Genomic DNA, 19584 nt, shown 5'->3' with positions numbered 1-19584 from the left:
AGAGCGAAAGATTTCTCTCTCGCTCAAAGTATTTCTCCCGAATATTGTATTATTTTCGGGAGTATTCGATTTACTTATTAACTTCTTTCTCTAGTTCTTGAAGAACTTTTATAATCTCTTCAAAGTTTGGATATTCTCCATATATCATTTCTGACATAGCCTTATAATCTTTTTCTATTTCAGAAAATCGAAACTCTCTTGGAACTAACTTCAATTTACCATTTAATGCTTCTTCATACTTTGCCCACTTCCTAGGATAAAATTTCATTTTAAATTCAGTTACTTTCTTTAATAACTCCTTATCCTCTAAAGCTTTGTTTTTAAAATCCGAATTTGCTATTTTATATAGGTCATAAAAGTGTCTTGCATATCTGTGGGGCATAGGAGAAGCTTCTGGTCTATTTGCTTCGTGGTGTAAAATAGTTGCTTTTTCCCAAAAGGTTCTCTCTGCCGATACTGTTCTTATGCAAGTTTTTTCTTTAAATACATTTGGATAGGCTTCGCTAATTATCGGCAATATTCCCACTTCAATTGCAGGTGTCCATGCCGCAAGACTTCCTATTTCAAGTCTTATATTTTGTGTTAAATAATTAGATTCAAAGATTTTAGGATATTTACATAGAATTGTTTGTGGATCAAGAGTATCAATCATAAATTCAAAGTCCATGTCCTTGAAATCTTGTTCTAAGACTTTTAATAATTCATCTCTTAAAAAGATTTCAGTCTTTTCATTGACTTCTTTGTTGAATTTATCCTGTTTAGTATTTGACCTTTCTAACCAAGGTTCTTTTTCTTCGTAACCTAATACTCGCCAATCTAAGATTAGATCTATATCTTCAGAAAATCTTTCTATAAGTCCAAAGCATTTTGAAAGTGATGTTCCTCCTTTAAAGGTAAAATATTCCCTCCATTTGTTTTCATTAAATAGATAGTCTAAGATAAAAGTAACCCAATAGTCTTTTTCAATGACGGCTTCAGATATATTTTTCTTTCTTGCAGTATTGACTATTAAAACTCTTAAATCTTCTTTGTTTTCTATATAAAACTTACTCATTTTTGCCCTCACAAATTTCCCTTATTACTTCATATATCCATGCTGGCACTGATTTTGATTCGTTCATTAAGTCTATTCTTTCTTTTTCACTTAAGTTTTCTCTTATTTTTTGTATAACTTGGGCATTGATATTTTCTTTGCCCAAAGACTTAATTGCTTGAATAACTGTTGCGGTCTTTAGGGACATATTGGCAATTTCTCCTGGATTTACTTTTTTAAATTCTAAAACCGTATCTCCAATTTTATATTCCTTATATCTTCCACTAGATATATATTTATAGTGAGTTGGAACTTGTGTTGAAAGTCCTAATAAGTTTAAGGCTGTGCTATTATATGGTGCAATATTCCAATTGTATTTTCTTGCTATAGCAAGTGCCAACTCGTGAATTGATACTGCTTCGTACTCTCCAATTAATTCACTGTATCTTGGATTATAATAGAATCCATTAATTACTCTTGTTATTTTATTTTCACTAACTAGTTGATTTAAAGTTCTACGAACAGTTTCATTTCCTGCTATATCTAAAAAATCATTGTTTATAAAAACTTTCCTGCTATCAAAATCATTAATTCTATTTTTTATTTGATCTAAATAAGAATTCATTTTGCACCACCTTTCTCCCGAATATTGTATCATATTCGGGAGAAATATTCAATTTAGATTAAATTTTCATATCCTTATAATAGTTCATCATCTTCATCTAAAAATTCTTCATGACTTTCTTCATTGTCAGATTCATCTTCTGACTCACTAATATAATCCTCATCATCTTCTTCAAAGTCTTCCAACATTTTATCTTCTTTAGCTTTGACTACCTTAAAATAATATCCTGCTCCTACAACTCCTCCAATTACAAGTACAACAATTAGAAATGAACCTATCCCACTTTTCTTTTCTTCTTTTACTGGAACAGTCTTAGGTTCTTCTTTTTTTACTTCTTCTTTCTTAGGCTCTTCAACCTTTATAGTATTTTTATCTTCTGATTCAATCATATTAAGTAGGTCTTGCTCTCCTACTTCTGTTAATAATCTTACATTATCTTGATTTGATGAGTGATCTACTATTAGGTGCATAGTTTTTCCACTTTTAGTTTGAAATGTTAAAAATTGTCTTACATCTACTGGATTTTCTTTATCTTTTTCTGTATCTCCACTTGGTGTAATATCTTTTCCATTCCTATCGACATTTTCAATTACTGAACCTCTTGCCTTATTTTCCCCAGTCGCAAGATTATTTACTGCCTTTGTATTACCACCTTTTACAAGTGGTGTTTTCTTAGGAGGATTATTTGAAGGCTTATTTGCTTCACTTGTATTTCCTGGTATTCTTGGAACATCTTGATAAGGAATTTCTTCTTTTGATGGTGTAAAAACATCTTCTTTCAACATTTTTTCAAATTCTTCTTTTTGTGGTTCATAGATTGATTTGTTTTGACTTTCAATCTGTCCTTCATTTGTCATCGCAAATGTAGTTGCTGGTACTGTAAATGTAAAAAGGAGTAACGCTATGGCTACTCCTCGTTTAATACTCTTATTCATTTTTCTATCCTTTCTTATTTTACATTTTTAAATACATAGACTGCTTTTCTAGCATTGTCCCATTCTATTGTTTGGTTTTTGCCATCTTTAATATCTCCATGACTTGCTCCAAAAGCTTTAGCAATATTTGAAATTGAAGCATGAATTCTTCCATTTATAATCACTGGCTTAACATCTGAATTGTAGACCTTTCCATCTGAATCTTTCATAACACCAGTATCAATATTTAGTCTTAATGTCTTTTTAGCTAAGATATTATTCTCTTTGTTTGAGAAAATGGCTTCACGAGTAGAGTTGTCATACTCAACATTAAAACCTAGAGTATAAGCAATATATCTTACTGGAATCATAGTTCTTCCTTGATCCACATAAGTTTTTACATCCATATAGACTGTTGTCTTACCATCTTTGTTGATAATGTTATAAAAGTTTTTGTCTACTTGGAAAACTGCAAATTCTTTTTCATCTTTAGCTTGTTTTTTGTCCTGTTGTTCCTCTTGCTTTTTCATCTTGTTAAGATCAAATTGTTTTAAGATGTTCTTGTCATCCGTTTTCAAAAGTTCGTCCCATTTTTTATCTTGAGATTTCTTATCTTCTTTCTTCTCTCTGTTTTCTTTTTGGAGTTTTAGAAGTTCATCTAATTTTTTAGATAGGTCTTGGTTTTGATTTTTTTCTTTTTCATCTTTAGCTTGCTTTTCAAGTTCTTCTTTCGATTTTTTATTTGCTTCCTCGATTAACTTCTTTGCTTCTTCAATTTTCTTATCTAATTCTCCTTTTAGCTTTTTAATTTCTTCTTCAGAAGCTTTTTGTTTTTCTTCTAGTCCTTTAATCTTATCTTCTAATTCTTTTTTTGTATTTTCAGAAGATTCTTTTAAGCTATCAATAGCATTTTGAAGTTCTTCAATTTTCTTACAGCATTCTGACTTAGAATTTTCTGTCTCTTCCCTTTTAGACTCTAAGTCTTTTATCTTAGTATCTTTTTCATCAAGAACTTTTTCCAAACCCTTAATTTTATTATCTTTATCTTCAATTTCTTTAGTCTTCTTTGCAAGTTCCCCTTCTAAAGACTCAAGCTTTTCTTGCATTTCTTTGATTTTATTTTCGTTTTTATCGGTCTTTTCTTTCTCAGCTTCTAACTCCCATTTTGTAGATGAATAATCTTCTTTTAGTTTTGCATTTTCATCTTGCATTCTTTTTAATTCATCTTTAAGCTGCGTAATTTCTACTATTAGTTCATCATTGTTAGAATTTTTAAAATCCTCAATTTCTTTATTCAATTGAGCAACCTTATTATCTTTATCTCTAATTTCTTCTTCTAGCTTAGCTTTTTCTTGTTTTAGTTTCTCTCCATTATCTTTGCAAGATTCTAACTTTTCCTTTAATTCATTTATCTTTGATTGGTCTTCTTGTTTCTTATCATTTAAGTCTTTGATCTGATTTTCTAAATCACTAATTTTAATAATAGAACTCTCTATCACTTTTTTACTACCATCTGTATCATCAGCTTTAGCTAGTACATTAGTAGTTGAGGTTGATGTTAAAACTAATAAAAGAGCCATAAAAAAGGCTCTTAGTCTGTTCGTATTAAATTTCTTCATTATGAATGTTCTCCTTTTCTTTTAATTTTTCTTCTCTTTTTCTATCATTGATTTTCTCCATTAATTCTTCCAAGCTAATATTGTTCCTCCTAAGAGTTACAATTATTTCTTCATTTTCAACTTGTATTTCTTCATCGCAAATTTCTTTATATTTTGCATTTAAATCTTTCAATTTCTCTTCCATTTTTTTCTTTTTATTCCTAATACTTATAAGTTTTCTGTTCACATAATATCTCCCTTCTATCTTGGTCTTCCAAAACCATAAAAGTGTGATTTCCAATATTTTGAATTTATTGATGTGTATTGAATTGGATCTCCTGCGTGAATCATCATTCCGTTACCTGCGTATATTCCTACGTGAGATATTGGTGTTCCACTGTTATATGTTGAGTGGAAAAATATAATATCTCCAGGTTGAGCTTCACTTGGACTTACTGGATTACAATAGTCTTTATATATTCTCCATGCAGTTGTTCTTGGCATTCTCTTTACACCAGACTTTGTAAATGACCAACATACAAAACCTGAACAGTCAAAGTTAGATGGTCCACTTGCTCCAAACACATATCTTTTACCTATATGTTTTTCTGCTTCATTAAATAAGGCTTTTGCAGTAGCTGAATCAAAAGCAAGACCAGGATTTCCAAAGTTTGGATTGTCTACTATTTCTCCTAAGTCCCCATTACCTAATCCAAAAACATCTCCCATATTCCCCTTAGCTTCAAGAAGAGCTTCATAATGAACTACATTGTCTGGATAATCTTTAAATATTTCCCTAACAACTTCATCCATTTCTTTTTTCTTTAAAGTTACAATTAACCTTTTATATTCGTACTCTTCTTTTTCATAGCTAGTATAAGGATTGCCACGACTATCATATCTTGTTCTTGCTACTGTTCTTGTTCTAATTTCAATTTCTTCTTTAAAGTCAAGCTTATACATCTTGTCGAAAAGTTCTTTTAAAATTCCTTTTACTTCAGATGCTGATTTTACTTCTCCACATCTTGAAGTTATATAGGATAAAAGTTCATGGGTATTATGACCAATTTCTCCTTCTTTATTTATGATATATTCGTCATATCCAGGATGACTTGTTTTTACACTTTCTATTTGTGATTGTAGGTCATATTCCATTGATGAAAATTCTTGATTAACTTCACTTAGAACTGTATCTTGTGATAGGTATGTTGTTGTCATTACTGAGTTTACTGAGTTGCTTAGTCCACTCATACCAACACTTCCACCACCAATCATGATTGATAGCATAAGACCTAGTCCTATTACTAGAAATAGAACCATCTTACTTTTTCTTACGATTAGCTCTTTAGAAGCCTTACCTAAACTTAAAATAGCTTTTTTAACTCTATCTACCAGTCTTGTTTCGTGCTTTTTAGCTATCATGCTTTTCATTTGTTTTCTCTGGTAAAACTTCTTAAATCTATTTTTCTTTATATAGGCGTCTGACTTTTTTAAATCTTCCAAACCACTTTTAAACTCCAACTTGCTTTTTCTCTTTCTTATTTTCTTATCAAGTTTAGATAACTTTTTTAAGGACTTTTTCTTTTTGTCTAGCTTATACTTCCTTATTCCATGCTGGAGTTTAGAGCTTACATTAGCGACCTTTTCTCCAGATTCTACACCAGTATTGTCAGATCCTGAACTTAAATAATCTCTCACTAACTCTGAGGACTTTGCTCCAGATAATAAGACTCCAGAAGATAGACTTCCTTTAGTCTTATTCTTTAAGATGTTGTCCTTTAGCTTGCTTTTAGACTTTTCAAGCTCTCCAATTTTTTTATCTGAGATAAAATCTTTAACATCTTGTGCTTTCTTAGAATCTTTAGTTGTAACTTTCTTAGATTCATTTTTTAAGTCATCGATTTTCTTTCGAGTGAATTTATCACTTTCATAATTTTTTCTCTTGTAGTAAGTCTTCTTTTTATTAACTTTCTTTTGTTCTGAAGATTTAAGGCTCGTTTCTTTTTCATCTTTTATAAATTCAAGATTATTGTCTTTAATCTCAGGATTATCAAAAGTTTTTTCTGTATCAACTTCGCTTAGCTTATTTTCTTTATCTATCTCTTTAGAAATTTTTTCCTTATCTCTAAACTTCTTTTCTTGATAAAGTTTCTGCTTTTGATTTTTATCGATATTAGTATTACTCTCGTTCTTACTTACTCCATCTTTAACAAGCTTATCTTTTCTGTATATTCTCTTATTCTTCTTTGCTTCGATAGGTTTATCTTCACTTGTCTGGATTCGCTTAGACTCTTTCTCGTTGATTTTGTCTTGGAATTTATCCTTACTATGGATAAGTTTATCCTCGTAATTTTTGAGAACTTGTCTTTTACTTGATGGCTTTTTATTGTTTATTGGTTTAGACTTAGCTGAAATATCATCTGTTGTTAATTTATTAGAATTAATATTTCTACTGTTTTCACTATCAAAATTTACCTTTTTGAAGTCTACATCTAAGTCTTCATCAAATTTAAAGCTTTCATCTGACCTTATTTCAAGATTAGCTTGTTTTGTTCCTCCAGCCTTATCCTTATTATCTAAAACTTCTTTTCTAATTCTTTCCTTGTTTTTAGCCTTCTGAAAATCTTTTAGTTTATCTTGTTTTTGATCTTTAGCTAATACATTCTCATGAATAAGTTTAGATTCTTTTTCTGAAATTTTATCTCCGAACCTATCCTTAGTTTTAATTATCTTATTGGTATAATCATCTGAATGAACAAGTTTACTATCCATATTTTTTTCAGGAGCGTCCCTATTTCGTATAATTTTCTTTTGAAAATCTTTTTTTAGTTTTTTATCCATATCACACCTACTTAGCTTCTTCTGGTTTTGTTGTCATTAGCTTATATAGCATTGTATCTTTAGGGAATTTATCTATAAAAGGAACAATAGTATTTCCAAAGAATAAGAGTCCCTCACCTGCGTTTGAATTAGTAATATAGTTTAACTGATAAGGCGATATTTTTAATTTCTTAGCAAGAATATCTCTATCTCCAGATGCTTGATTTAACATTAGAACAAAGTCTGTATTATCAAAGATATTTTCAATTTCCTGACTTGTTAAAAGATCTTTTACGTTTTGAGTTATACCTGTTGGAATACCTCCCCATTTTCTAAATCTTTTCCAGATTTCTACTGAATATGAAGCAGTTTGTGGATCTTTTAATAAAAGGTGGAACTCATCTATATAGTATCTTGTAGACTTGCTTCCTCTATTTAAGGAAACCTTGTTCCAAACTTGGTCTTGAATTACAAGCATACCTATTTTTTTAAGTTGTGTTCCTAGCTCTTTTATATCAAAACAGAGCAGTTGCCTATTTAGATCAACATTTGACCTATTATTAAAGACATTTAGACTTCCTTTAACATAAATTTCCATTTCTGTTGCTAATTTTCTACCAACACCCTCTTCTTGAGATAGGAGCATATCGTATAAATCTCCTAGTATAGGCATATTTTCTGGTTTTGGGTCTTCAAAATATTTTTGATATATCTTTGGCAAGCACCTATCTATAACAGATTTTTCTGCAGCAGTAAGACCTGATCCTCCTACTACAAGTTCAAGCATAGACATTATGAAGTTTGCCTTATCCTTTAAAGGTGCGTCCCCATCTCCATAGTTCATATTAATATCTAATGGATTAAGGTAGTCCTTTGACTTTGCTGAAACTTTAATAACTTCTCCATTAAATTGTTTTACAAGGTTTGAATACTCGCCTTCAGGATCACAAATAATTACATCATCATCTGTAACAAGAATTGCATTTGCCATCTCTCTCTTTGCTGAGAAAGATTTACCAGAACCTGGTGTACCTAATATTAATCCGTTAGGGTTCTTTAGTTTCTTCCTATCTGCCATAATCAAGTTTTGACTAAGGGCATTTAAGCCATAATACAAGGAATTTACCGAATCAATAAATAGCTCTTCTGTTGTAAAAGGCATAAATACTGCCGTTGATGATGAAGTTAAAAATCTTTTTATCTCGACTTGGTTAACTCCTAGAGGTAAGACAGAAACAAGTCCTTGCTCTTGCTGATGAGATAATCTTTTCACCTGACAATTATGTCTGTTAGCAATTGATGAGATTTGAGCAATAGTATTTTCTAATTTTTGATTAGTCCTAGCAAAATTCATCATTACTATGGTAACTACAAAGAGCCTTTCATCTCTATTTTGTAAGTCAGATAACATGGACTTAACATCCGCACCAAAAGTATTTATATCTGATGGAATAATATCCATATCATATCCTGCTCGAACTGCTTTCTTTTGTTCTTCAATTTTCATTCTATCCAGGTCTGTATTTTTTCTCTTAATGAGTTTAATGGCTTCTGCTTGTTCAACTACATCTATATGAAAAGCTACATAAATATTGTCATCAATATCTAAAAACTCAGATAACATTCTGTCTGATAACTCACTTGCAAGTATTTGAAAATGGCTTACTGCTCCAATATATTTACCAAATTTAAAATTATTTACTGGTGCAAAATTAAAGATATTGGGAGTTATATGTGACTTTGTAGACTCTTTCTTCTTCAAATCTTTATATGAAAAATAAAAGTTTTTGTCTGGATTTAACATATCGTGAACAAGTCTTAGCCTTTCTTCACCATCAAGGCTTTCTGCTCTTACTCCCATAGATTTAAAGTTAGATAAAATATCTACTTCAAGTCTATTTAACTTTGCTCTTGCTTGCTCTAGGTTATCGGCTTCTGTTGTAAAGGTTATATACTTCATCTTTTTAAGTCCGTTATTGCCCTTTGCAAGTTGAAGCTTTAACATCTCCCTAAACTCTTTTCTTACATCGTCATAGAAGTCTCCCTTATCAGCAATTTTAATTGCATCTTGTAGGTCTTTATTTCTTCCTAATTGATTTACATACGAAAGTTCAATGTGGACACTTGGATCAAAAGAATTTAAAAAGTTGGCAAATTGGTTAAAGATTAAATCTCTATCTTCTTCCAATGCCAACTGGTAATTTATATCTTGAAATGAAATTGTCCTTGAATAATTTTTTTCATCTAACTGGCAAATGCCCTCTGGTAACATTCTTATATAGGGAATTGTATCTTCAACAGTAAATCTCTTTTTCCCTTTCTTTAAAAGTACACTTAGAAGACTATTTGTTGGATCTTTCTTTGTTTTTAGCCTTCTTACTTCCTTTCGGTCTTTTTTTAATTGTTTTTCCCTTAGATTTAAGTCGCTGATTTGCTTTTTTCTTTGCTTCAATGTATGCCTCCTTTCTTATTCTCTTAGTTGGTTGATAAAACTTATGAAGATAGAAAAATTTAAAATATTTTTCAAAAGTTAAGGTATCTTTTTCATATAAGGTTATAAAAAAGATTGGCAGGGTTACTATTAGCATTACAATGATAGAAACATCATTAGGTAGATATTTCTTCATAAATAAATAGGTTGGTATACCAATTAGTCCTGCCACAGAAAAACCTATAAGTTGTCTTTTGGTTAAGTTAAAGGCAACCTTTGTTTTAATCTTGTCCAAATCTTTTGGTATTGGTACATATGCCATTTTAATCTCCCTCTACTTCTTCTTTGGAAAGTTCAAGTATATGGTCATAATTAGATGTTGTTTCCTCTTCCAGGTAGCTAATTCTTTCTTCTAATTCTTCTTGTTTTTCTTCATTTCTGTCATTGTATTCGCCTTGATACATAACAAATTCATTGTGACATCTTCCGAGTCTATTTATTCTCCTCTTTAAGTTTCTAATCTCTTCATTTCTTTTTTTCTCTTTTAAGATTTCATAAGTTCCTCCTAATAAAATTCCAAGTCCCAATAAAGCACAATTTTTCTTTTTTAACATTTATTCCTCCTAGTGCGTATTCATAATACTTTTTGCAACTGTTCCACTCTTAAACATCATAAGTCCAAGTAGTAGAGCATATCCTAATATACTAAACAAGCTTGCGTGAATATCTGTAATCTGTACCGTTCTTATTAAAACGGTGTAGATACCTAAACATACCATCAAAAACAAACCTTGTAGTCCCAAGGCAAAAAGTCCCTTGATATAATTTGTTCCAATCTGACCCCATTCTTTATTTCCCATAGTCGCAAATGGTATGGATGATACTGATGAGTAGACATATATTTCAAACATACGCCCATATACTATTAAGGTAATAGTTAAAGATATACATTGAATTGCAATCCTTACAAGGCTTGTTTCAACTAATATCATTAAAAGCTCACCTATTTCTTTTTCTTTTAATGTATCAACCATTGCAACTATCTGATCTCCTGAAACAGTGGCAGAAGTAGTGATTACCCCTGCCGCTTTGTTTACAAGATTTTGTGCCACATCAAAGACTGCCATTGAAAATTCAAAGGCATGGCTTGCAAGGTAGACTGCTATAAACATCTTTATAATGTATTTGAAAAACTCAAAAGTATCTGTATCGTGCATATTATTCTTTTGCATAACCATATTTATGAGTTCAATACATAAAACTGCTGTTATGATAAGACCTGCTATTGGAACGATCACATTATCATTAATGTTTTTTATGAAGTTATACACTTCTCCATTCCAACCCATTGGTGTCTTCCCAACATCAGTTGCAATAACTCCTACCTTGTCATTTATATCTAAGAACATGGACTCAAGATTTGCTTTGATACCTCCGAGTAGCATATCCTTAAAAAATTCAGTTAGCTTGTCAAAGATACCAAACATAGACTTTCTCCTATTTTAAAGCATTTGCAAGTAGTGGAATTAATTTAATACCGATTAGTACAATTCCCCCACCAGCCATAAGCTGCTTAATACCTTGAGATTTAGCACCAGGGTTATCATTACCATAACCTTCCATTAAGTTAATAACTCCCCATGCTCCTAAACCTGCACCAATTGCAGTTACAAGTGTCTTTAAAACTCCAACTCCAGCTGTAAAAAATTCCATATTATTCCTCCTCGTTTTCTTTCTTATTTTCTATTTTATTTAGTGATTTAACTATAAAGTTCTTGTAGACCTTATCTCCTTTTTTGTTTTCTTTGAAATATCCAAAGACATGGATTAGATCTCCTTTTTCAAATTCTTTTGCAATTTCTACCTTTTCTCCATATACTGAGCAATTTGTATATTCTTTGCCCTTTCCATAATTTTTAACAAGAGCAAAATTTGCTACTTGAACACTTTCTCCATCTTTTTCAAATTCTGAAAATTTAGCTTCCTTAACTAAATTTGCATTAATATTTATCATTTCTCTATCCATTAATTTCTTCTCCTTAATCTAAAAATTTCAATTAAAAAAGCGACTGAACTTATATTTCAATCGCTAAATGTCTTATATATTAAATTGTTTTAAGTGGGACTTCTTATCCTTACCATCTTAACCTCCTAATTTTGAGTATAAAAAAAGACGATAGAGTTTTTAATTTCTATCGCCTAACATCTATCTGTATTAATTTTTTTCATTCAAAAAAATAGTTTCTATTTACTTGTGGTAGTCTTCTATTTTATCCTCATATTTTTTTATAAGTTCTCGTGAATAAACTTTTTTGTTTTTTGAATCTCTGACTTCTTTCCAAAGAATTGCAGCTACTTGTATTTTATTAGAGTAGTTACAACTATTTTCGTCTGCACAAAAATCCTTTAAAAATTGATTCCATTGACAAACCGAATTATCATACTTAGCATAATCTGATTTTCCATAATAAACTTTGAGCATATCTTGAATTGTAAAACTCAAATCATTTTCTCTTTTTACTTTTCTCCAAGCCGTTGCCATATCTGCAGTAAATTTGAAAGGCAAAACACCTGTTACAACAGAAAAATATTCTCTGAATTTTGAATTAAAGGAAAATCCACACTCAAGTAAAGGCATATCTAAAGTAATATAATCAACTTGTTTCTTTATGTTTTTTATTGATGACTTTTTAATCACATCACCCTTAAAGTACTGCTCAATAATATAAGTGAGTTCTTGTTTTGTACCTCTATATTCTAATCCTAATAACTTGCATATCTGTGAAAGTTCTTCACGATACCAATAGTATTTATTAAACTCATCAAACGATGTGATTTTATCAAACTTAGGTCTACTTTCTATCATTGTTTTACCCTTTCGAAAAGATATAAATATATGAATAGGCTACTCCAATTTATCTATTTTATTATTTTCATAACACTTGAACATGACTTGCTTCTTCACAATTAAGTGCTTCCTTCAAATCTTTAAAATACAGTTTTTGTTGGTTTCTTAAATATAATCCTACAAAAGGTTTAAATATAAATTTTTTAGAAATAACATTTTCTGTAAAATCTAATGTTGTTTTATCTCCATTCGAATAAAATTTTCCTATCCAAGTTCCTTTTATATTTGCGTTTTCAATTTCAAAAGATCAGCATTGATGTTTCGTACATTCTATAACTTTAAAATTTGTTTCTATCCCATCTTTTGTAATCTCTACAAAATTCTTATCATCAATAATTTTGATATCTTTGATATCACTTCTCCAACCAAAATCACGAAGGTCAGTAACTTTATCCCATACTTTTTCTATTGGGCAATTTAATGTAACTTTGATATTTGCAACTGCCATAAAATCCTCCTAAGTAAACTTATTTATACTTTTCTATCTATAGAACTAATTTCTTCCATTTCCTAATCTTAGTCCTAAATGTTCCAAATGGCGCTACTGTATTTACATGAATAAATTTATATACTTCCCAAGTAGCAGTTTTGGTTGCTTCATCTGCCCATTTTCTCATATGTGGTTTAAATAATTCTTCATCTGTTAATTCATCGATCATAAGACAAATATTTTCTACATTTTGTCTTAGTTGTTCTTTTAGCTCCTTTAAAGATTTATGAGCATAAGTATCTGTAAACCACTTATATAATTCTCCAAGTTGATTCCATTTGAAATTATCTGATGGCGTTTTAACTTCCAGTCCTTTTTTCTCATCTTCTTCCCATTTTAAGAGTAAAGTTGTCCAACCTACTTGATAGGCAAGATTTTCTGCCGGTGTCCTATCAACTTCTTCTACTTTTTTGTCTTTTAGTTCTTCCGGTATATTATCAAACTCAGAAATATACTTTTCAAAAGTTTTCTTTATCTCATTTTTTAATTCTTCATTACTTTCATAAGACCTCATATGCCTAACTCCATGGTTTATATATAGATATTATATCAAAAATATTTTTATCCTAAGCTTAATTCATAATCTTGTAATCAAACTGTTCCTATTTATTTTTATTTTATCTCTATTCGTTAAATACTCTTCCACATCAAACAAGTTTTTCTTATCATAATCTTCCAACAACTTGTAATTCTTATGCTTTGTAATATCAAATTTATCTGACAAGAAAGGTCTTACTCCTCTTAACTGATAAATACACTTACCGCCATCCATTACAGTTATTTCATCTTGGCTCATAAGTTCTTTGCCAGTTTTTTGGTAATTTAGACCTAAAGATTTTTGATTTGATCTGGTTTCCGATGTGTTATATAGGTCTATAGTTTCTTTTCCCCATAGAAAGAGTGTAAAATCATTGTTATCAACTATTGTATCTGCATGGTCTTTATAGATTGATTTTAATTGAGATTGTACTTGCAGTATTATGCTTGCTGATATTTTCCTTGAGAGTTTTTAATTTCTATCGCCTATTAATACCTTATTTCTAATCTTCTAAAATCGATACTTCAAGGTCTATCGCTTTAAATGTAACAGTTATTCCTACTTCTTCTTTTACTGTTTTTTCAAATAGCTCAGCTATATCATATGGGGACATATCATATATATCTTCATACCATTCATTACTTTCATCGTACATTGTCTCACATATTGCTTCAATATAATTTTTCTTATCCATTGTGAGTTCTGTATCACTTTCTAAAATAAACTGCTCGCCATTTATATTTAAGATGATTGTTTTTTGTATAGGTGAATTAAACTTAAATAATTCTGGCAAAGTAATTTGAAGTCCTTTTGCGATTTTATCAATATTTTCTATTGATATATTTCTCTTGCCAAGCTCTACATCCGCAATATATGTTCTATCCAATCCACACGCTTTAGAAAATGTTTCTTGTGTAAATCCACGAGCTGTTCTTAATTTTCTAATTTCCTGACCTAATTCTTTTTTAATCATACAATAACACCTCCATATGATTATATATTAGCGCTTTGTCGACTATAAGTCAACTGTCTATAAGTCACAAATTGTTTTTGTATCATAAATTTATTTTGAGAATTTTCGATTTTGAGTTTAATTTTATTTTATCTCTGTTTTTCAAAAACTCTTCCACATCAAATAAATTCTTCTTATCATAATCTTCCAATAACTTGTAATTCTTCTGTGCAAGTCATAGAAATTCTCTCTTTCCTCAGCCTAATTTTAACCGATATTTATTTCAAAATAGGTAGCAAAAACTTCAAAAGTGCCAAACCTAAAAATACTGTTATTAACGCAATCGCTGGGGAAATTATCTTATATGGAAAATTCATTTTATTCAACAAATGAATATCCAAAGAAAACACAACCAAAAACAATATAAATGTAACTATATATAATGGATTGTGGAGAATAAAGAATTTATATACAACATATTCAATACAGAAAAAAACAAATATTGAAATTAAGCATAAAAAAAGTAAATGTATAATTTTTTTCATGTTTCCTCCTCTATGATTTTCTAATTTCCTGACCTAATTCTTTTTTGATCATACAATAGCACCTCTATATAATTATATATTAGCACTTTGTCGACTATAAGTCAACCGTCTATAAGTCACAAATTGTTTTTGTATCATAAATTTATTTTGAGAATTTTCGATTTTGAGTTTAATTTTATTTTATCTCTGTTTTTCAAAAACTCCTCCACATCAAATAAATTCTTCTTATCATAATCTTCAAGTAATCTATAATTCTTATGCTTTGTAATATCAAATTTATCAGATAAGAAAGGTCTTACTCCTCTTAGCTGGTATATACACTTACCACCATCCATTACAGTTATTTCATCTTGACTCATAAGTTCCTTGCCAGTTTTTTGGTAATTTAGACCAAAAGATTTTTGATTTGATCTTGTTTCTGATGTGTTATATAGGTCTATGGTTTCTTTTCCTAAGGTTTCTGATAACTCTTTTACTGTTGTTTTTTCTTTTCCTCCTAAAAAGAGCGTTGAGTCACAGTTACCAACTATCGTATCTGCGTGATCTTTATAGATCGCTTTTAATTGAGATTGTGCTTGTAATATTATGCTTGCAGATATTTCTCTTGAACGAATTGTCGCTATTAGTTTTTCAAATTTAGGAATCAAACCGATATTTGCAAACTCATCAAGTAGACACCTAACATGAACTGGAAGTCTTCCACCATACACATCATCTGCCTTATCACATAGTAGATTAAATAATTGAGAATACATTATTGAAACTACAAAGTTAAAGGTATCATCTGTATCTGATATTATTACGAATAAAGCAGTTTTTCTATCTCCAATTTTATCGAGTTCTAATTCATCTTCGCTCATTAGTTCTCTAAGCTCTCTTATATCAAAAGGTGCAAGTCTCGCTCCACAAGATATTAGAATTGACTTGGCAGTTTTTCCTGCTGCCAGTTTATATTTCTTGTATTGCTTAACCGCAAAATGGCTTGGGTCTTTCTTTTCAAGAGCTTCAAAGAGCCTATCAATTGGGTTCATATAGGTTTCGTCATCTTCTCTAACCTCACTTGCGTCAATCATATCCAAAAGCGTCTTAAAGTTCTTTTCTTCTTCTGGTGCTTCATAATATATATAACCGATAAGGGCAGTGTAATATAACTTTTCAGCCTTTACCCAGAAATCTTCTCCTGCCTTTTCTCCATCTCCCTTGGTGTTAGCAATTATGGTTTGGACAAGCTTTAAAATATCTTTTTCACTTCTCAAATAAGCAAAGGGATTGTATTTCATAGATTTTTTAAAGTTTATTGTGTTTAAAATCTTTATGTCATATCCATTTTCATAAAGCATTTTTCCACACTCTAACACAAGTGTTCCTTTAGGGTCTGTTACTACATAGGAAGAGTGCATTTGCATTAGGTTTGGCTTTACATAAAATCTTGTCTTACCTGATCCAGAACCACCTATTACTAATACATTTTTATTTCTAGCATATTTAGGGTTTTTAGGTCTTGAATTCATTGTTAGTCTTTCAGTATTAGTTATAAGAACATTATTTTCAAACTTAGGGTCAATGTATGGAGCAATATCCTTACTTTCTCCCCATCTTGCAGAGCCATATTCCTTACCTTGCCTATATTTCTTTTTGTTTTTCCCTTTACTATAAACAATTAGCTTAACGATGGCAGCAACTGAAATACCTACTAACAAGTCCCTTAGATTAAGGCTTGGTATATAAGATAAAGTTCCTATATCAGAAATTCCCACCATTATTCTATCAATAATATCTCCTCCTACATAAGAATTGATGTGCTTAGAAAAGATATTTCCAAAGTAGAAAAATGATAGATAAGGAATGTTTGCTAATATAAATTTCTTTGGGTTGTCTATTTTAATTAGGTTTTTAATATCAGAAAGAATAGCTTCCAATATCTTATTCATCGTAAAAACCTTCGCTATCTAATAAAATCAGTAGGTAGTGTCTTCCCTTTGGTGTTATAAATGTTTGTATTCCTACAAGTGTACCTAATGGATCAACCCATTCTTTTACTTCAAAATATCCATTGTTCTTATCTGCATAAGGTAAGAGTTTCTTTTTCTTATCTCTGTAAATTAATCCCTTATCCATTAAAAAACTTATAAATTGATTTTGTGGTATTCCTAACTCTTTGGCAGTATTTCTAAAGTTTGTAAGTAGGTTATAATCTACTAATTTGTCATAATAGTCTGCCTTTGGTCTTAATAATTCAATCTCTTCTTCTCTTTCGGCAATAATTCTATTGGCTACTAGAATTGCATCTGCAAGTAACTCTTCATTAGTTTTCTTTTCTTGCCCTACTATATATCCTCCATTTTTTCTAATACTTGGTAAGACTTCTCTAGTTACCCAAGCTTTAAATATTTTTGCTTGTGGTAGTTTTGATGAGAGGATAAGTGAATACAATCCTGATTCGTTAATTATTGAAATATTCTGTATTCCTCCAGGGGTATTCCATTTCGTTACACCCTTATCTTCCTCATCTACATGGTCATAAACAGCTTTCCTCGGATTGACATAACCTAACATAGTTGCTACTTCATTTGCTATAAAGAAAAACTCACCGTCTTTTTCTATAACAGTGAGTTTCCCAAAATTCTTATTTTCAAATGTTTTTAAATTACTTATCATAAGCTTTGCTCCTTATGTTTATTTTTAACTTTATCTTTGCTGATGGTGTCCTTAGCCATATCTTTAAACTTATTTATAGTCTTTGTTATTGAATCTTTTCTATCGGCCTTTCTTTCAGAAGCCTTAACTGCTTTTTTAAAGGCATGTTCCATTACCTTTATATCCTTAGATTGAAAAAACACAGAGTGGTTGCCAGTTTCCTTATCTTTCATAACAGAAAACTTCACTCCGTGTTTATTTAAAATTTTCTTTAATTCTTTTAACTCAGGATCTTTTAGATTAATTTCTTCTAACTGTCCCTTTTTAACCATATCCTTTAGTTTTACTTCTTCTCCATTATTTTTTATTACATTTTTCAAACCACCTTGTTCCTCTATTTGCTTGTGTACTTTCTTTAAGGCATCAAGAATTGCTTTACTTGTTGCTTTGGCAAGTCTTACTTCAAGATTAAGACTTGACCTTGATACTTCTTCATTAATCATCTATTCCACCTCCATATAAAAGTAACTCTTTGTATTTTCTTAACTTCTCTTGATGGATTTTTCTTCTAAAATCTTCTCCTATAACTTTAACTGGTATTGTCATTTCAAGTATTCTTGAATATATCCTCTGATACTCAAGGTCAATATTAGGATTTTGAATAATTTCTAATGATAAGTTTGTAGTGAAAATTGTCGGCCTACCCTTTAAGTATCTTGAGTTTATAATGTTATATACTTGTTCTCTTGCATAGGATGTGTCCCTTTCAATTCCAAGGTCATCTAAGATTAATAAAGGAATATTAGATAGGTTATTTATAATTTCGTTTGAATCTACCTTAAATGCTGATTTTTGTATTTGATTTATAACCTGGGATAAATTCATGATTTTAACTCTAACTTGTTTTCTTTCAATTAATTCATTTGCAATTGAACAAGCAAGATAAGTTTTTCCACTACCAACATCTCCATAAAATAAAAGTCCAACATTGTCTTCTTTCATTTGTTCAAAGCTTTTGGCATAATTATAAGCAACTTTATAAGCTTGACCTTTTTCATTTAAGTATTTCTCAAAATTATATTTGTGTTGGATAGGTGATGAGAAGCAATCTCTTTTCAATGTCGATATTCTCATCAGTCTTTCTCTTTCTTCGTTTTCCTTATCTCTTTTTATTTCACATTCACATTTAATTCTAGGAATAAACTTTGTAAATCCAAGGTCAAGTAATTCTCCATCTACTCTTGTACCACATACCTTGCAATAGATATGTCCATTTCTTTCAATATCATTTTCTCTTAATACAAAATCTTTTAATCTTTTCATAAACTCTCTCCTATATCGTAATTCATTTTCCTTGTTGTATTATTATTAATATTTTTTGCCTGATCATTAAGATACCAATTGATTATCGTTGCCTTGTGATCCTGATAATCTCTGTTATTTGCTTTCATATATGACGACAACCTATCAATGTACTCATTAATTCTGTTTCCTAACTCATTTGTTAAGTCCTTGTATTCTTCATCAGTCAAAAATATATTTTTATATATTCCATAAGGCTTTTGTCCCTTACTAAAATCATTATTTCTTAACTCATTATTACTAATATTGTTATAGTTACCTTCCGATTTTCGAAAATCTTGACTTTCGATATTCGAATCTCTTGAATTTCGATTATCGAACTTCTGGAATTTTGTTTTTCGAACTTCTTGATTTTTTAATTCCATATTATTAAATATGCTCATAAAGTCTTTAACATAAATTCTGTTAGGCTTTCCCAGTCCTTGTCTTTTCTTTTCAATCAGTCCTATTCCTGATTTAATATCAAGCTCAGCTATTAATTTATTTGCTTTTTCACTGGCACAATTAAATTGATCTTTTATACTTTCAATTGTGTAGTAAATAAAGACTTTTCCATCTTCATCTATCCAGCCATTTTTATATGAAAGACCCATTCGATTAAGCATATATGAATACAAAACTTTAGATTCAATAGAAATACTCTCAAAAATCTCATCTTCCATTAATACCATAGGTAACCTAATGAAGTTATACATCTCAGATTGCCTATTATAAAAATAATCAAAATTCAT

Annotated in this window: 21 protein-coding genes and 1 pseudogene; all 22 read right to left on the bottom strand. The window is 30.1% G+C overall.

Annotation, left to right across the window (positions count from 1 at the left end; translation table 11 throughout):
* Window positions 1–70 precede the first annotated feature (70 nt).
* The 22 genes and pseudogenes from LV469_00110 to LV469_00005 all read right to left on the bottom strand — a co-directional run bounded on the left by LV469_00110 (window position 71) and on the right by LV469_00005 (window position 19584).
* Complete coding sequence (locus LV469_00110; GenBank protein ID UHR02750.1) at window positions 71–1054, bottom strand: nucleotidyl transferase AbiEii/AbiGii toxin family protein; 984 nt, start codon at window positions 1052–1054, stop codon at window positions 71–73.
* On the bottom strand, window positions 1047–1658 hold the full coding sequence (locus LV469_00105) for a DUF6088 family protein (protein ID UHR02749.1): 612 nt from the start codon (window positions 1656–1658) through the stop codon (window positions 1047–1049). Before LV469_00105 ends, LV469_00110 begins: the two co-directional genes overlap by 8 nt.
* 74 nt (window positions 1659–1732) lie before the next feature.
* Window positions 1733–2593, bottom strand: coding sequence for a DUF4366 domain-containing protein (locus LV469_00100; protein ID UHR02748.1), 861 nt, complete (start codon window positions 2591–2593; stop codon window positions 1733–1735).
* A 14-nt stretch (window positions 2594–2607) separates the two neighbouring features.
* Window positions 2608–4191 carry a copper amine oxidase gene (locus LV469_00095; protein ID UHR02747.1) on the bottom strand — a complete coding sequence of 528 codons (1584 nt, stop codon included), beginning with the start codon at window positions 4189–4191 and terminating at the stop codon, window positions 2608–2610.
* Entirely contained in the window at window positions 4178–4417 is a 240-nt protein-coding gene (locus LV469_00090; GenBank protein ID UHR02746.1) for a hypothetical protein, read from the bottom strand. Before LV469_00090 ends, LV469_00095 begins: the two co-directional genes overlap by 14 nt.
* 14 nt (window positions 4418–4431) lie before the next feature.
* Window positions 4432–7011 carry an NlpC/P60 family protein gene (locus LV469_00085; GenBank protein ID UHR02745.1) on the bottom strand — a complete coding sequence of 860 codons (2580 nt, stop codon included), beginning with the start codon at window positions 7009–7011 and terminating at the stop codon, window positions 4432–4434.
* A gap of 7 nt (window positions 7012–7018) precedes the next feature.
* Window positions 7019–9262, bottom strand: coding sequence for an ATP-binding protein (locus tag LV469_00080; protein ID UHR03608.1), 2244 nt, complete (start codon window positions 9260–9262; stop codon window positions 7019–7021).
* Between the two features lie 70 nt (window positions 9263–9332).
* A complete protein-coding gene (locus tag LV469_00075; protein UHR02744.1) occupies window positions 9333–9743 on the bottom strand; it encodes a PrgI family protein in 411 nt (136 codons plus the stop codon).
* A 1-nt stretch (window position 9744) separates the two neighbouring features.
* A complete protein-coding gene (locus tag LV469_00070) occupies window positions 9745–10035 on the bottom strand; it encodes a hypothetical protein (protein UHR02743.1) in 291 nt (96 codons plus the stop codon).
* Window positions 10036–10044: 9 nt separating this feature from the next.
* Window positions 10045–10908, bottom strand: coding sequence for a hypothetical protein (locus LV469_00065; GenBank protein UHR02742.1), 864 nt, complete (start codon window positions 10906–10908; stop codon window positions 10045–10047).
* A gap of 10 nt (window positions 10909–10918) precedes the next feature.
* Window positions 10919–11134: a Maff2 family protein gene (locus LV469_00060; protein ID UHR02741.1), complete on the bottom strand. Its 216-nt coding sequence runs from the start codon at window positions 11132–11134 to the stop codon at window positions 10919–10921.
* Between the two features lies 1 nt (window position 11135).
* A complete protein-coding gene (locus tag LV469_00055; GenBank protein UHR02740.1) occupies window positions 11136–11447 on the bottom strand; it encodes a single-stranded DNA-binding protein in 312 nt (103 codons plus the stop codon).
* 222 nt (window positions 11448–11669) lie between these two features.
* Window positions 11670–12287 carry an SAP domain-containing protein gene (locus LV469_00050; protein UHR02739.1) on the bottom strand — a complete coding sequence of 206 codons (618 nt, stop codon included), beginning with the start codon at window positions 12285–12287 and terminating at the stop codon, window positions 11670–11672.
* A 289-nt stretch (window positions 12288–12576) separates the two neighbouring features.
* Window positions 12577–12777: a hypothetical protein gene (locus LV469_00045; GenBank protein ID UHR02738.1), complete on the bottom strand. Its 201-nt coding sequence runs from the start codon at window positions 12775–12777 to the stop codon at window positions 12577–12579.
* Between the two features lie 37 nt (window positions 12778–12814).
* A complete protein-coding gene (locus tag LV469_00040) occupies window positions 12815–13333 on the bottom strand; it encodes a ClbS/DfsB family four-helix bundle protein (GenBank protein ID UHR02737.1) in 519 nt (172 codons plus the stop codon).
* 63 nt (window positions 13334–13396) lie between these two features.
* Window positions 13397–13822: pseudogene (locus tag LV469_00035) on the bottom strand (TraG/TraD/VirD4 family protein).
* A gap of 37 nt (window positions 13823–13859) precedes the next feature.
* Window positions 13860–14330: a helix-turn-helix domain-containing protein gene (locus LV469_00030; protein ID UHR02736.1), complete on the bottom strand. Its 471-nt coding sequence runs from the start codon at window positions 14328–14330 to the stop codon at window positions 13860–13862.
* Window positions 14331–14988: 658 nt separating this feature from the next.
* Window positions 14989–16785 (bottom strand): type IV secretory system conjugative DNA transfer family protein, encoded by a 1797-nt coding sequence (locus LV469_00025; GenBank protein ID UHR02735.1) that lies wholly within the window; start codon window positions 16783–16785, stop codon window positions 14989–14991.
* Entirely contained in the window at window positions 16778–17512 is a 735-nt protein-coding gene (locus LV469_00020) for a phage antirepressor KilAC domain-containing protein (protein ID UHR02734.1), read from the bottom strand. Before LV469_00020 ends, LV469_00025 begins: the two co-directional genes overlap by 8 nt.
* Complete coding sequence (locus tag LV469_00015) at window positions 17509–17994, bottom strand: PcfB family protein (GenBank protein ID UHR02733.1); 486 nt, start codon at window positions 17992–17994, stop codon at window positions 17509–17511. Before LV469_00015 ends, LV469_00020 begins: the two co-directional genes overlap by 4 nt.
* Window positions 17987–18814, bottom strand: coding sequence for an ATP-binding protein (locus LV469_00010; protein ID UHR02732.1), 828 nt, complete (start codon window positions 18812–18814; stop codon window positions 17987–17989). Before LV469_00010 ends, LV469_00015 begins: the two co-directional genes overlap by 8 nt.
* On the bottom strand, window positions 18811–19584 hold the full coding sequence (locus tag LV469_00005) for a replication initiator protein A (protein UHR02731.1): 774 nt from the start codon (window positions 19582–19584) through the stop codon (window positions 18811–18813). Before LV469_00005 ends, LV469_00010 begins: the two co-directional genes overlap by 4 nt.

Source organism: Peptoniphilus sp. GNH (assembly GCA_021307325.1).
Lineage (GTDB): Bacteria > Bacillota > Clostridia > Tissierellales > Peptoniphilaceae > KA00134.
This window is presented reverse-complemented; position numbering and strand designations above follow the sequence as displayed.